Source organism: Nocardia sp. NPDC057440 (genome assembly GCF_042802915.1).
Taxonomy (GTDB): domain Bacteria; phylum Actinomycetota; class Actinomycetes; order Mycobacteriales; family Mycobacteriaceae; genus Nocardia.
The window spans coordinates 110,724-124,067 of the sequence record NZ_JBHVDF010000016.1; the positions used below are offsets into that span (position 1 = coordinate 110,724).

12 protein-coding genes are annotated in these 13,344 nt (G+C 64.9%); 7 read left to right on the top strand and 5 right to left on the bottom strand.

All coding sequences use genetic code 11. From position 1 onward, the window contains the following. Positions 1 to 2 precede the first annotated feature (2 nt). The gene (locus tag ACFU4Z_RS28555) at positions 3 to 587 is read left to right on the top strand and encodes an isochorismatase family protein (RefSeq protein ID WP_379068714.1); all 585 of its coding nucleotides are present in this window, start codon (positions 3 to 5) and stop codon (positions 585 to 587) included. A 9-nt stretch (positions 588 to 596) separates the two neighbouring features. Here the strand turns inward: ACFU4Z_RS28555 and ACFU4Z_RS28560 are convergent, their stop codons facing one another. The 3 genes from ACFU4Z_RS28560 to ACFU4Z_RS28570 all read right to left on the bottom strand — a co-directional run bounded on the left by ACFU4Z_RS28560 (position 597) and on the right by ACFU4Z_RS28570 (position 3,836). After that, on the bottom strand, positions 597 to 740 hold the full coding sequence (locus ACFU4Z_RS28560; protein ID WP_379068717.1) for a hypothetical protein: 144 nt from the start codon (positions 738 to 740) through the stop codon (positions 597 to 599). Between the two features lie 247 nt (positions 741 to 987). Next, on the bottom strand, positions 988 to 1,464 hold the full coding sequence (locus ACFU4Z_RS28565) for a nitroreductase family deazaflavin-dependent oxidoreductase (protein ID WP_379068720.1): 477 nt from the start codon (positions 1,462 to 1,464) through the stop codon (positions 988 to 990). A 98-nt stretch (positions 1,465 to 1,562) separates the two neighbouring features. After that, a complete protein-coding gene (locus ACFU4Z_RS28570; protein ID WP_379068723.1) occupies positions 1,563 to 3,836 on the bottom strand; it encodes a molybdopterin-dependent oxidoreductase in 2,274 nt (757 codons plus the stop codon). A gap of 92 nt (positions 3,837 to 3,928) precedes the next feature. Here ACFU4Z_RS28570 and ACFU4Z_RS28575 point away from each other — a divergent pair, with 92 nt between their 5' ends. Continuing rightward, positions 3,929 to 4,519, top strand: coding sequence for a nitroreductase/quinone reductase family protein (locus tag ACFU4Z_RS28575; protein WP_379068726.1), 591 nt, complete (start codon positions 3,929 to 3,931; stop codon positions 4,517 to 4,519). Positions 4,520 to 4,589: 70 nt separating this feature from the next. Here the strand turns inward: ACFU4Z_RS28575 and ACFU4Z_RS28580 are convergent, their stop codons facing one another. Then, positions 4,590 to 4,919, bottom strand: coding sequence for a rhodanese-like domain-containing protein (locus ACFU4Z_RS28580; protein WP_379068733.1), 330 nt, complete (start codon positions 4,917 to 4,919; stop codon positions 4,590 to 4,592). Positions 4,920 to 5,009: 90 nt separating this feature from the next. On the opposite strand from ACFU4Z_RS28580, the gene ACFU4Z_RS28585 reads away from it, so the two are divergent. The 5 genes from ACFU4Z_RS28585 to ACFU4Z_RS28605 all read left to right on the top strand — a co-directional run bounded on the left by ACFU4Z_RS28585 (position 5,010) and on the right by ACFU4Z_RS28605 (position 10,980). Then, entirely contained in the window at positions 5,010 to 5,489 is a 480-nt protein-coding gene (locus ACFU4Z_RS28585) for a MarR family winged helix-turn-helix transcriptional regulator (protein WP_379068737.1), read from the top strand. Between the two features lie 45 nt (positions 5,490 to 5,534). Continuing rightward, on the top strand, positions 5,535 to 6,044 hold the full coding sequence (locus ACFU4Z_RS28590) for a GtrA family protein (RefSeq protein ID WP_379068740.1): 510 nt from the start codon (positions 5,535 to 5,537) through the stop codon (positions 6,042 to 6,044). 145 nt (positions 6,045 to 6,189) lie between these two features. Continuing rightward, a complete protein-coding gene (locus tag ACFU4Z_RS28595) occupies positions 6,190 to 8,454 on the top strand; it encodes an MMPL family transporter (protein ID WP_379068743.1) in 2,265 nt (754 codons plus the stop codon). A 102-nt stretch (positions 8,455 to 8,556) separates the two neighbouring features. Continuing rightward, a complete protein-coding gene (locus ACFU4Z_RS28600; RefSeq protein WP_379068747.1) occupies positions 8,557 to 9,354 on the top strand; it encodes a class I SAM-dependent methyltransferase in 798 nt (265 codons plus the stop codon). Between the two features lie 837 nt (positions 9,355 to 10,191). After that, positions 10,192 to 10,980 carry an adenylate/guanylate cyclase domain-containing protein gene (locus tag ACFU4Z_RS28605; RefSeq protein ID WP_379068751.1) on the top strand — a complete coding sequence of 263 codons (789 nt, stop codon included), beginning with the start codon at positions 10,192 to 10,194 and terminating at the stop codon, positions 10,978 to 10,980. Positions 10,981 to 11,000: 20 nt separating this feature from the next. Here ACFU4Z_RS28605 and ACFU4Z_RS28610 read toward each other — a convergent pair whose 3' ends face one another. Next, the gene (locus tag ACFU4Z_RS28610) at positions 11,001 to 13,253 is read right to left on the bottom strand and encodes a germacradienol/geosmin synthase (protein WP_379068754.1); all 2,253 of its coding nucleotides are present in this window, start codon (positions 13,251 to 13,253) and stop codon (positions 11,001 to 11,003) included. Between the last annotated feature and the right edge of the window lie 91 nt (positions 13,254 to 13,344).

Consider the following 13,344-nt stretch of genomic DNA (forward strand, 5'->3'; position numbering starts at 1 on the left):
TCATGACTGTCACCGCACTCGACTCCTCCAGCGCGCTGGTCATCATCGACTTGCAGAACGCCATCATCAACGCTCCCACGACCCCTAATACCGGCCCCGAGGTGGTGGCCCGGGCGGTCGAGCTGGCCCGCGCATTCCACGAACACAACGCCCCGGTCGTCCTGGTGCGGGTCACGGCCCGTGCGGACGGATCCGATGCCGCTCCAGGCCGCAACGAGGTCCCGAGCCGGCCAGGTTCCTTGCCCGAAGGCTGGGACGTCATTGTCGATGACCTCGCCGGCCACCCTGGCGACATCACAGTGACCAAGCGCACGTGGAGTGCTTTCTACGGAACCGACCTCGACCTGCAACTGCGCCGCCGCAACATCACACAGATCGTGCTGGCCGGACTCACCACCAGCATCGGCGTGGAGTCGACCGCCCGTGCCGCCTACGAACACGGCTACCACGTGACGCTAGCGACGGACGCCATGGCCGATCTGGATGTGGAGGCGCACCGCAACAGCATTGAACGGATCTTCCCTCTCCTCGGCGAGACCGGTTGCACCACCGAGATCGTTGAAATGCTTGCCGAGACCCGCAACTGACAGCCGGGATCAGTCGTCCTCGTCAGGGTCGGTGTGGTCGGGGACGCGTCGCGGGCGCCAAGTGCCGCCGAGGTCGGGCAGCCGGAACGAGTAGCGGACATTGACGCGCGTGAGCACATACGCCGTCAGGCGCGCGACGTCTTCGTCCACCACTTGGGTAAGACAGCGACCGCGTAGGGAGTGATCAGAAGAGGATGTCGCGGACTCGTAGCGGCCGGTGTCCGGTCGGGCCGAGTTCGGCGTCGATGTCGACCTCGATCCCAGCGATCAGCCCTCACCAGGCACAACGCTATATCCGTTGTTTCTTCGGCGATTGCTACCGGGACCCAAGCGGTCCGAGCACACCCCGGCCATACCTACGGCCGACCCGCAATGGCGAACACGCGGATCTGACGACCTGTCAGACCCGTCGAAGCTCGAATATGCGGAACTCGCGGCCGCCGGAGAGCTCGTACTCCATCTCATAGCCGGGCCAGAACTCCACGGCCAGGTCCCAGGCTCGTTTGCGGTCCGCACCGGTGATCTCGGTGACGGTGACCTCGAGCTGTTCGGACTTGATCCGCACAGTGGCCGTGCTCGCCGCGCGCAGGTTCGCCGACCACACCGGATGCTTCACGCTGCCCCAATTGGAGCCCAGGACAAGGAAGTTCTCGTCGTGCGGCACATACAACAGCGACGTCGTGCGCGGCAGCCCGCTCTTGCGGCCCACAACGGTGATCTCCATCGACGGCAACCCCGCCAGATCGAGGATGCCCCGCTTGCCACCGCTCACCCGGCGCACCGCACGCTCCAGCCGCAGCACCACCGGCGCTGTGCGCATGACCCAGCGTTGCGCGGCAAGCCGTCGGGCGACAGCGGGCAAGGGATTGGACACCATCCTCGAATCCTGGCAGACGCCCGCACCCGACGAGCGTACTGAGACCACCCTCACTGCCATACCCCCGGTCGGCCCCGCTAAAAGTGGCGGGCGACACACTAGGTGATCGCGGGTGGGCGATCGACGGCCAACTCGGGCACGGCACCCGGAAACCGTTCGATCTCCACGAGCGCGAGCTGACCGCTACAGCCCTGACTCAGCGGCGAGGTCCCGCGATCTGCGGTGAGCACGTTCGGGTTACCGTGCCGGCAAAAGCTGGGATCTGCGGGGTCGGGGTCGTACCAGGCGCCCGTCGACAGTTGCGCGACACCGGCACGCACCCCGTCATCGACAACGACGCCCGCCAGGCAGCTGCCCCGGTCGTTGAAGATCCGCACGATGTCGCCGTCTCCGACGCCGCGCGCACCCGCATCGTCGGGATGCAGCCGAACCGGTTCTCGCCCAACAATTTTCGCCGATCGACTGTGCGCGCCGACATCGAGCTGACTGTGCAGCTTGGTGCGTGGCTGATTGGCGATCAGCTGTAGCGGGAACCGTGCGGCCGCCGGCCCGCCGAGCCATTCCTCCGGCTCCATCCACACCGGATGCCCCGGACAATCCGGATAGCCGAAACCGTTGATGGTTTCGGAGAAGATCTCGATCTTCCCACTGGGTGTGGTCAACGGGAAACGGTCCGGATCCGCCCGGAACTGCGCGAACAACACCTGATCGGGATCAGGTATCGGAAGCTCGAGCTGCTCGCTGTCCCAGAACACCTCGAAGTCCGGGACTTCTTCACCACGGCGGGTCTGCCACTCCCGATACAGATGCCGCAACCACTCCTGCGCCGTGCGACCCTCGGTGAATTCCTTTCCGACACCGAGGGTTTCGGCCAGCTCGGCGAAAATCGCATAATCGTCGCGCGCCTGCCCGTGCGGCCTGGTCAGCGCGCGCATCGGAAAGAAGACCCGATCGTTCTGCCCAGCGCCGTAGTCGTCACGTTCGATCGACATCGTCGCGGGCAGCACGACATCGGCATGCCGGGCAGTCGCGGTCCAGAACGCGTCATGCACGACCACCGTGTCCGGACGCGCGAACGCCCCACGCAACCTCGCCAGATCCTGATGGTGGTGAAAGGGATTCCCGCCGCACCAGTACACGAGCCTGATGTCCGGGTAGGTCAATGTCCGACCGTCGTAGTCGTAGTCCGCACCGGGGTTCAGCAACATGTCGGCGATCCTGGCGACCGGAATGAACGTGCCGACACCGTTGCGACCCTGCGGGAACTTCGGCACCGAATAGGCACGCGCGGCCTCACCGACATGCGCCGTCGACCCGTAGCCGTGGCCGAAACCGCCACCGGGCAGCCCGATCTGACCGAGCATCGCCGCCAGCACCACCCCCAGCCACAGCGGTTGCTCACCGTGCTCGGCACGCTGCAGCGACCAGCTCACCGTCACCATCGTCCGCGCCGCAGCCATATCGCGCGCCAACGCCCGGATCTGACCGGTAGACATCCCGGTGATCGGCGCCGCCCACTCCGGCCCCTTCACCACCCCGTCGTGCTCACCACGCAGATAGCCGGCGAACCGCTCATAGCCGACGGTGTACCGGTCGAGGAAATCCCGGTCTGCCAACCCCTCCGCATCCAACACCTGCGCCAACGCCACCATCAGCGCCGCATCGCTGCCCGGCCGCGGCGCGAACCACTCGGCCTGCGCTTCGCGCGGGATATCGTCACGCAATGGGCTGATCGACACGAACCGGCAGCCACGCGCCCGCGCCGCACCGATCCAGGTCCGCGTGTTGTGACGTGACACTCCACCCGGAGAGACCGCCGAGTTCTTCGGCGACAACCCGCCGAAGGCCACCACCAACTCCGCATGCTGCGCGAGCACACTCTTGGCCGTCGCATGCCCTTCCAAGACCGACATATCGGCGATCACATGCGGTAACAGCACACTCGACGCACCGAGGCTGTAGCTGTTCACATGCCGCACATACCCACCGAGACAGTTCAGGAACCGATGCAGCTGGCTCTGCGCGTGATGAAACCGCCCCGCACTGGCCCACCCATAAGACCCGCCGTACACCGACTCCGCACCGTGCTCGCGATAAACCCGGCTCAGCTCACCCGAGAGCAACCCCACCGCGGTGTCCCACGACACCGGAACAAACGGCTCGTCCCCACGCCGCGCGGGCCCCGGCCCCTGCTCCAGCCACCCCTTGCGCACATACGGCTGGTCGATCCGCGTCCGATGATGCTGTGCGGAGGCGACATTGCCGATCAACGCCATCGGCTCAGGATCACCACGCCACGGCCGCACGGAGGTCAGCCGCTCACCGTCACTACCAGCCTCGAACACTCCCCAATGCGTCAGATGCGTGGTCATCACACCACCGTAGCCCGCCTGCCCAAGCCCCGCTTTCCCCTATTTCGCCAAGTGCGCCGTAGTTCGGACACACCAGCGGATCATGAAAGACTATGGACGACTGGTCGAGCGCTGATCCGGCACCCGCGCACCGCGCACGACAACAGCAGATACGCGCGGCCGCCACCGCCGAACTGGCCAAACACCATCGCCTGCTCCGCACCGGCCGCGACGGCCGGATCCTCAGTGCCGCCATGCTGCCGTGGTTCCGGCTACGGCCGCCGCCCGGCTACGGCATCCTCACCACGACCGGTCGCAAGAGCGGCATCAAGCGCCGCAAATGCGTCCGCGTCATCCGCCGCGACAATCGCGCCTATCTGGTCCAACTGCAGCCACCGAACGCGGCAATCGAGCGCCCGGGAGCCGCCAGCAGCTGGCTGCTCAACATCCGCGCCGATCCGCATGTCGAACTGCGCATTCGCGGCGGCAACCACACCGGCACCGCACGCGAGATCACCGACCCCGACGAACTCCGGCTCGCTCGCACCACCCTCTGCGAAACAGTCCACCGCACCGATTACGGCGAATGCGCCCTCCACCTGCGCGGTCGCCCGACACGAGCGAAAATCCAAGAGCTACATCGCTATTGGTTCGGCACCGGAACCGCTATCGCCATCGACCTCGACGAGCGGCCCGCACCGTAGCCCAGCGTCACGCCCCGACCGGACCGAGCCGATCGGCGAGGTCGGAGCGCGCACGACAACCTGGACTGCGTCAGGATTCGGACTCGACCAGCAGACCCGCTTCGATCCAGTCCTGGATTCCGGCGCGGTAGGCGCGCACATTCGTATAGCCGAGCGCGCGCAGTTTCCCGGCGACGACCTCGCTGTTGTGACACGCCAGGTTCGAGCAGTAGGTGACAACGGGCGCGTCCCGATCCGGAAGCAGCTGGGCGGCACGGGAATCCACGTCGGCTTCCACCAGGGTGAGCGCGCCGGGCAGGTGCGCCTTCTCGTAGTAGCCGGCACCGAGGGTGTCGAGCACCGTCACCGCGCCTGCCTCGATCGCGGCAGCCAGTTCGGTCCGGGTGATCACTGTGGTCATGAGAATTTCCTTCCTCGATAACGCACGCATTTATGTGCGTGCGCACGCTATCATATATGTGCAGGCGCACATAATGGGTAGGATCATCACGTGACGAACTCCGAAAAGCACCGCCGCGCCGCCGCCACCGCATGGTCGGCACTACTGCGCGTGCACGCACAGCTCGTCCCGCAACTCGACACCGACCTGCGCCAATCGTTCGGACTACCACTCGCCTGGTACGACGTCCTCCTCGAACTCGACGGCACCGAACCACTCCGCATGACCGACCTCGGTGACCGCGTCGTCCTCAGCCGCACCCGAGTCAGCAGACTCGTCACCGAAATGCAGACCGCAGGCCTCCTCACCCGCCGAACCAACCCCGACGACGCCAGATCCGCCTTCGTCTCGATCACCGACGCAGGCCGCACCCGCCTCCGCGAATCCGCACCCCACTACCTCACCAACATCGACAAACACTTCGCCCACACACTCGACACCGACGAACTCGCCACCCTCGCCACCACACTCCGCAAAATCCTCGGCCCCACCCACCTCCCCCTCACCACCGACAACCACCGCACCCCATAACCCACAACCAGGCACACCCACCGACACGCCGTTATAGTCGGTGGCGTGTCACTCGTGCAGCTCGCACTCGATCGAATACCAGAGCCCTACCGCTCCAAGGCCATCCAACATCGCGAACTGCTGAAGTTCGCCGTCGTCGGCGCCATCACCTGGTTCATCGACACCGGAGTCGTCTACACGGTCAAACTCACCGTCCTCGGCGAAAAACCACTCACCGCACGACTTCTCGGCGTACTCATCGCCACCATCGCTTCCTACATCCTCAACCGCGAATGGTCCTTCCGCACCAGAGGCGGCCGCCAACGCCACCACGAAGCCGCGCTCTTCTTCGCCATCAGCGCCCTCGGCATCGGCGTCACCCTGCTCCCCCAAGCCATCTCGCTCTACCTACTCGACCTCAGAGTGCCGCACGTCGGACCCGTCACCCAAGCCGTAGCCAACTTCATCACCGGCCAGATCCTCGGCGTCCTCCTCGCAATGGTCTTCCGCTTCTGGGCATTCCGCCGCTTCGTCTTCCCCGACGACCTCCACGAAGCCGAACTGCAGAGCATCTGAGCACACCAGCCCCATCTGTACCTTTGATGACAAGCACACCGTGCGTCCACCCGCGGAAAGGATGCAGCCCCTTGTCGACCGGCGCAGCACACCCGAGACCATCGTCGGCCCAGCCGCCCAGCCGCCCCACGCAAGGAATCGGCTGATGTTCGCACGCTGGGGGAACCTGGTCCATCGCTTCCGCCTCGCCGTCCTCGGCCTCACCGTCGCAGCACTACTGGCCCTCAGCGGCTACGGCATCGGCCTCGAAGACCACCTCAGCTCCAGCGGACTCGACGACCCCACCTCCGAATCCGCCCGCGCAGGCCGGCTCGCCGACGAAGCCTTCGGCCGCAACCACGACGGCGACGTCATCCTGCTGTTCACCGCACCCGCCGGCAAAACTGTCGACGACCCTGCCTTCAGCACCACGGTGGTCGACCACCTCAACCGCCTCCCCCGCGAACATCCCAACGAGATCACCGGCATCAACGGCGCCTACTGGCACACCGAAACCGGATTCAGCGGACCACAGGCCGCCACCAACGACAAAACCACAGCCTTCGCCGCACTCGCCATCCGCGGCGACAACGACACCGACATGGTGCGCAACTTCCGAAAAGTCAAGGACGCCTTCCTCCTTCCCGGCGCCCAGGTCCAGATCGCCGGCCTGCAAGCTGTCGGCGGCACCCTCAACGACACGATCACCACCGACACCAAACGCATGGAGAAACTCGCCCTCCCCGCCGTCGCGGTACTGCTGTTCTTCATCTTCGGCGGCCTGGTCGCCGCCGCACTACCACTGATCATCGGCGGCCTCACCGTGCTCGGCGCAGGCGGCGTCGTCCGAATCCTCACCAACTTCACCGAAGTCAACTCCTTCGTCAACGGCGTGGTATCCATGGTCGGACTCGGCCTCGCCATCGACTACGGCCTCTTCATAGTCAGCCGATTCCGCGAAGAACTCGCCGAAGGCTACGACACCCCCACCGCCGTCCGGCGCACCGTCATGACCGCAGGACGCACCGTCGTCTTCTCCGCCACCATGATCATCGCCAGCCTCGGCGGACTGCTGCTGTTCCCACAGGGGTTCCTCAAATCCCTCGCCTACGGCGCCATCGCGACGGTCTCGCTCGCCGCCCTCACCGCCCTCACCATCCTGCCCGCGATCCTCGCGATCCTCGGCCCGCGCGTAGACCTGCTCGGACTCAAACGATTCCGCAAAACCAAGACCGCCGACGAAGTAGAAAACGGCTTCTGGGGACGCGCCACCGGCTGGGTCATGCAACGCCCACTACGCATCGCCATCCCCCTCTGCATCGGACTGTTCCTGCTGATCCTGCCGATGAAAAACCTCATCTTCGGCGGCATGAGCGAAAAGTACCTACCCACCGACAACCCGGTCCGAACCGCCCAGCAGAACTTCGACGAACTGTTCCACCTCCGCCCGACCGATCCACTACAGCTGATCATCACCTCCGACAACTCACTCGACGTCGGCGAAGTCACGCGACAAGCCAACGAAGCACCCGGCCTCGCCCAGAAATTCGGCGTCCCGACACCTGCCGCCTCGCGTCCCGGCGTCTACCGACTACAAGCGCCGCTCGTCGACACCGCCAAAGGCGGCACAACCATCGAATACCTGCGCGCCATGGACGTTCCCGACGGCCTCACCCTCATGGTCGGCGGCAAACCGGCAATCGAGAAAGACAGCATCGACGCCCTGCTGTACCGCATGCCCTTCATGATCGCGACGGTCCTGCTCATCACCACCATCCTGATGTTCCTCACCTTCGGATCACTGGTCCTGCCGATCAAGGCCGCACTCATGAGCGCACTCGGATTGGGCTCCACCCTCGGCATCCTGACCTGGATCTTCATCGACGGACACGGCGCACACCTGCTCAACTTCACCCCACAACCGATCATGGCGCCGGTGCTCGTGCTCATCATCGCGATCATCTACGGCCTCTCGACCGACTACGAAGTCTTCCTGCTCTCCCGAATGGTCGAGGCCCGCGCCAAGGGCGCGAGCACCAGCGAAGCCATCCGCACCGGCACCGCACACACCGGCCGCATCATCACCGCCGCCGCGCTCATCCTGCTCGTCGTCACCGGCGCCTTCGCCTTCTCCGATCTCGTGATGATGCAGTACATCGCCTACGGCATGATCGCCGCGCTGTTCATCGACGCCACCATCCTGCGCATGCTCCTGGTCCCCGCGATCATGAAACTCCTCGGCGACGACTGCTGGTGGGCCCCCGCCTGGATGAAACACCTCCAGCAGAAGATCGGCCTCGGCGAACCCATCCTCGACGATGAACGCCCCGGCACCAACGATTTGCACGACCTGGTGAAGTCCACACCCATCACCGACCCGGTCACCATGAAACTCCCTGTCGTCGGCGCGGCACGCTCGGAGCACGTCTGACAGCGCCCCGCGCGCCGAAACCGCTCGACAGCGCCGTCCACGGAGGTACGCTCACCGCCGGAAAGCGTCACCGCCGGCCACCGGACCGAAGGACGACCACCGATGAGCAGCCCCCGCCTCGAAGTCGAATACACCGATCCAACGCCGCTGCAGGCGCGCATCGACACCCACCGGAAATACTCCGAGAAGCCCGACGACCCCAGCGTCGATGTGCTAGCCGCGATCGAGCTGACCGGAACCGAGCACCTGGCCGACATCGGCTGCGGCGACGCCCGATTCCTCGCAAACCTCGCCGCATGTGGACACCGCGGCCCACTGGTCGGCCTCGACACTTCACCCGTCATGGTCGCCGCGGCCGCGGCCATCCCCGGCGTGCAAGCTGTACTCGCCTACGCCGAGCGGATCCCCTTCGACGACAACACCTTCGATGTGGTCACCGCACGGCACATGCTCTACCACGTGCCCGACCCGAGAGCCGCCCTCGCCGAGTTCCGACGCACCACCAAGCCCGGCGGCGCTGTCGCAGTGGTGGTGAACCACCCCCACAGCTGCCCGCGCACCGCGGAACTGATCGCCGCCCATGCGGGCAGCTACGGCATCACCACTACCGAAGCCTTCACCGCCACCGTCGATTCCGACACGCTGCCCGCGATGATGACCGACACCTTCGGCGCCGTGCGGATCCACCGCTCCGACAACGCCCTCGTCTTCGATGCCGCCGCACCGCTGATCCGCTTCGCCGAAGCATTGTTCGGCTTCCATGGCATCACCCCCGATCACCCCCAGCGGCAAGCGATCCTGACCGACATGAGCGAAGACATCGAGGATTGGTTCGCTCATCATCCCGGCCAGAGCTGGCGCGATCCCAAGGGATACATCGTCGCCACCGCGGAAACATAACGCGCCGCCGTTCCCAGCCCAGCCCCTCCCTCCTTGTAGTTTTTGCGCAGCGGTAGTGGAGATACGTCAGGGAAGGCGTGTTGTCGTGTTGATTAAAAGGTGAGCTGCATGCGTAGATGCGCATATCTACGTAGGATGATGTTTCAATCGAGCTGATCTTTGCCCGACTCCGCCGACTGCACTGGATTTGTTCACCAACTATCGAATCTCTTGGCTCACAGAAACTCCCCGCATTCCCAGCTGAGGTCGATCCGTCCCACTCCCCTTCCCCGGCGCAGGCCCGGCACCGCTCGATGCCCCTCCCCTGGCCCAACCGGCGCGGACGATAGGGATTTGCCCGCCGAGAACGGCCTCCCTGCCCCGGCCGGCTCGACGACGCCCGCTGCCGGATCTACTGCGCCGAAGCAGGCGGCACCACCACCTCTGCACTGGTCGCTGACCGAAAGCTACGAATAGAGTTCCTACACAGCCGGATTCGGCCTCTATCAACTGCAATCCTGCGTCGTGTGCACCATTGCACCGATTGCGGCTTCATGTAATGCGACAGAGTGGGAGTGTCGACTGGTCCAGCACCGGCAACGAGATTATGCTGACTTCGCCGTGGGACGTGGCGGCGTCCACGCGGCGCACGGGGAAGCGGCCCGCCCGGCTCCGCACACGCGGCGCCGGGCGGGTCATCTCGATCAACCCCTGATCGGACGGCCTGCCTCGAGCAGCATCTCGGTCGCCCCGGGGCGCACCACTGAACATCTACTGGATGCCGGCAGGGTTACCGCGCGAATGAGGAATACTTGCCGCGAAGCGTTGCAATCGCCGAGACGGAATGCCGGGGCAATCATGATCGAGCTCGTGCTGGTGGCGGTCATCGTCTTCGAAGCCGTTGGTCTGGTGGCGTTGTCGGTGCTGCTTGTCCGCAGCCGTCGCCAATTCGAGGCGTTGCAGCGCAGGGTCGACTCTCGATCGCTCTGGATGAACGGTAGTCGCGAGGCGGTCAAGACCGTGTGGGAGACCGCGAATCTGGTGCGTAAGAAGGGGTTGCGCGGCGCGGTTCTGAGCTCGATCGAGGAACTGGCGGACTGGGCTCAAGTCGAACGCCCAGACCTCGCCAGGCTGACCCCGGACGGCCACGTCGTGATCGCGTTCTCCGATATCGAAGGGTCCACCGCCCTCAACGAGCGGCTCGGTGATCGCGTCTGGGTCAAGCTGCTCGACCGCCACGACAGGCTGATCCGCAACTTCGTCACTGAGCACGGCGGGCACATTGTGAAAAGCCAGGGGGACGGCTTCATGATCGCCTTCGCACACCCGGAGCAGGCGGTGCGGTGCGGGTTGGATGTCCAGAACGCACTCGGCAACAGTGTCAAACCCATCGGCACCGAGCGGGTTCGCGTGCGCATCGGCATTCACATGGGTAAATCGGTTCGGCGCGGCGATGATCTCTTCGGGCGGAATGTGGCGATGGCGGCGCGGGTGGCGGGTCAGGCCGACGGCGGCGAAATCCTGATCAGCGCAGCGGTCAGAGACGCCGTCGATGCCGAACCCGACATCGTCGTCGAGCAAGGACGCGAAGTAGAACTGAAGGGTTTTCGCGGCACCCACCACCTCTACCCGGTCGAACGGGCTTGATTCGACGCTCCCCGATCTCCTCAGTCGGCCGAGGAGATCCCCGCGCCTAGGACCGGCCCTGCCACACGCGCGAACAATCGTTGCGGATGGAGATCACCGATCATTCGAAGCGACCGGCCGGGCCGGTAGCGGTCCAGGAGCTGCGGCTCCTGGTATCGGCCGACGGCGATGTGCCAGTTCAGGATTCCCGCCATCCAGTCCTGCAGCTCGGCCGCACGCCGATCGAGGACCCGGCGGGTGGAATCGTCGAGGCCGTGTTCCTCGTACAGGCGGGGCAGTTCGTCGTCGACCACATGCTCGAACTGCCGCATGCGAGCGGTCAGGAGTTTATCGACGATCTCGACTCCTTGATCTCTGTCACAGCCGAAGAAGTTCTGCATCACTCGGACGGCGTTGTGAAAGTCGCCTTCGAATTCCGTCTCCTTTTGATAGGAGAACACGTCGTTGACCATCGTCGCGTAGTCGCAGGCCGTATTCTCCAGGTCCCTGATCGTCTGTGTCGCATAGATTTCCGGCGGAATGACATCGTGGTGCGACAGCCTCGACAGACCCATGGTGAGGTCCGACCCGCAGGTCCGTCTGCGCATCTCCACGTAGTCGATCGGATCCGGGATTCGGTTCAGCACGGTGTTCGCGATCTCCCACTCGCACGCATCGAGGAACTTCACGACACCGGCCCGAAATGCCAGCTTCTGGTCGACTGTCATGTCCGCCGTCGTCCGTTGCCAGCAATCGGCGAGCGCCGATTCCATCGGACCGAAGGTCGCGGAGGCCGCCGCCGAATCGATCGGCATGCAGGCCAACAGTCGCCGCCTCTGCAGCTTCGCGCCGACAATGTCTTTGTCCCGGCCGAAGACGGTCGGATAGTAGTCGTCGACATAGGTGCCCCAAGCCAGCCAGGAAGCCGACAAGTCCAACTCGGCGGGCGTCGCGTCGGGATCGAGACCCGCGGAGCAGAGGGCATAATCGCCGTCACGCAGATCCTGCTCGCGCCATAGACCCGGACCCACCACACCGACCACCGGGTCGAAGAAGCCCATGCCACGCGCCCACCCCACCAGGTGCTCGCGCGCGGTGTTCAGATGCGGATTCAACTGGACCGCGTAGGGCATGTAGAACTGCGGCAGTCGCGTGGGACCGACCTTCGCGCGGTGGGCATGCATGAAGCTCTTCGACCTACCGAGTCCCAGCCGCCCGGCGAGGGGCGCGACGAAGGCAGAGGTACCGAGCCCCTGGGGTTTCAGCAGCATGGCGAGCGGGTCGGTCGCGGCGCGAACGCCGTTGCTGTTCATATATCGACTCGAGCGCAGATGCCACTCGTGACCACCGGATTGCCAATCCTGAAGGCCCTTGGTGTACGCCAGCACGGCCGCTTGCTCCCGTGGACCGACACCGAGTTCCGCGAAGAGCATCGGCAATTCGGTCACCGCGGTGTGCTCGAATTGCTGCACACGGGAGGTCAGCAGATCGTTGATGAGATCCGCCGCCTGTTGCGTCCCATATTCGAAAAACCGCTCGACCACGAGGATCCCATTGGCGTTCTCCCCCTCTTTCTGGACTTCGCGTTCGTAGGAGAAGATGTCGTTTCGCAGGTGCACGCCGTCGGAGAAGGTGTCGCGCAGTACCTTCAGCGGGCGGGTTCCTGCCAGGTCGGCGGGGAGCTCCGCGCCGATGGCGTGCTCGACGAGATTGGCCGACCACGGTGCGCCGCCGACCTTTCGCCGCATCTCGATGTATTCGATCGGATTGGCGATTCTGCCTTCGGATATATTGGCCAGCTCCCATCGTGACTCCTCGAGCAGCGCCCTGGTCGCCGCCACGAATCGCCGCCGCCAGTCGACCGACATGGTCGGCACCGTGCGAGACCACAGATCCGCGAGTCCGCGCTCCACCGGGTTGGTGGGCTCCGGCGTCGCATCACCCGAGATCGGCATGAAGACTCGCAGTCGCTCGAGGTATTGCCTGGCGCCCGCGGTGTCCTTGGTGCGCTTGAACAACTCGAGGAAGTGGTCGTCGAAGTAGAAGACCCAGACATACCAGTCGGTGATCAGATCCAGTTCGGGACCGTCGCACTCGGGATGGGTGTACGCGCACAACAGACCGTAGTCGTGACGCTCGAGATCGTCCTCGTCCCAGATGTGGCGCCCCTCTTGCGGTTCGAAGAAGCCCATCTCGGCGGCCCACTGCCGCGTGTGGGAGCGTGCGCCGTCGACGTGCGGATTGAGCCGCGCCGGATACGGCATGTAGAACTCGGGCAATTCGAAAGGCTGCATGAGGTCTCCTCGGACGGGCGACGTGCCGGAATCAGCAGGCGGAACCGGCGTGAGTGGCTTCCTGCGATGTAGAGCATTTCGGCGGTGGCGA

What these genes read in the sequence shown, in the direction of transcription:
- ACFU4Z_RS28555 (WP_379068714.1), top strand. Translation starts at nt 3, where the DNA reads ATGACTGTCACCGCACTCGACTCCTCCAGCGCGCTGGTCATCATCGAC.
- ACFU4Z_RS28565 (WP_379068720.1), bottom strand. Translation starts at nt 1,464, where the DNA reads ATGGTGTCCAATCCCTTGCCCGCTGTCGCCCGACGGCTTGCCGCGCAA.
- ACFU4Z_RS28570 (WP_379068723.1), bottom strand. Translation starts at nt 3,836, where the DNA reads ATGACCACGCATCTGACGCATTGGGGAGTGTTCGAGGCTGGTAGTGAC.
- ACFU4Z_RS28575 (WP_379068726.1), top strand. Translation starts at nt 3,929, where the DNA reads ATGGACGACTGGTCGAGCGCTGATCCGGCACCCGCGCACCGCGCACGA.
- ACFU4Z_RS28580 (WP_379068733.1), bottom strand. Translation starts at nt 4,919, where the DNA reads ATGACCACAGTGATCACCCGGACCGAACTGGCTGCCGCGATCGAGGCA.
- ACFU4Z_RS28595 (WP_379068743.1), top strand. Translation starts at nt 6,190, where the DNA reads ATGTTCGCACGCTGGGGGAACCTGGTCCATCGCTTCCGCCTCGCCGTC.
- ACFU4Z_RS28600 (WP_379068747.1), top strand. Translation starts at nt 8,557, where the DNA reads ATGAGCAGCCCCCGCCTCGAAGTCGAATACACCGATCCAACGCCGCTG.
- ACFU4Z_RS28605 (WP_379068751.1), top strand. Translation starts at nt 10,192, where the DNA reads ATGATCGAGCTCGTGCTGGTGGCGGTCATCGTCTTCGAAGCCGTTGGT.
- ACFU4Z_RS28610 (WP_379068754.1), bottom strand. Translation starts at nt 13,253, where the DNA reads ATGCAGCCTTTCGAATTGCCCGAGTTCTACATGCCGTATCCGGCGCGG.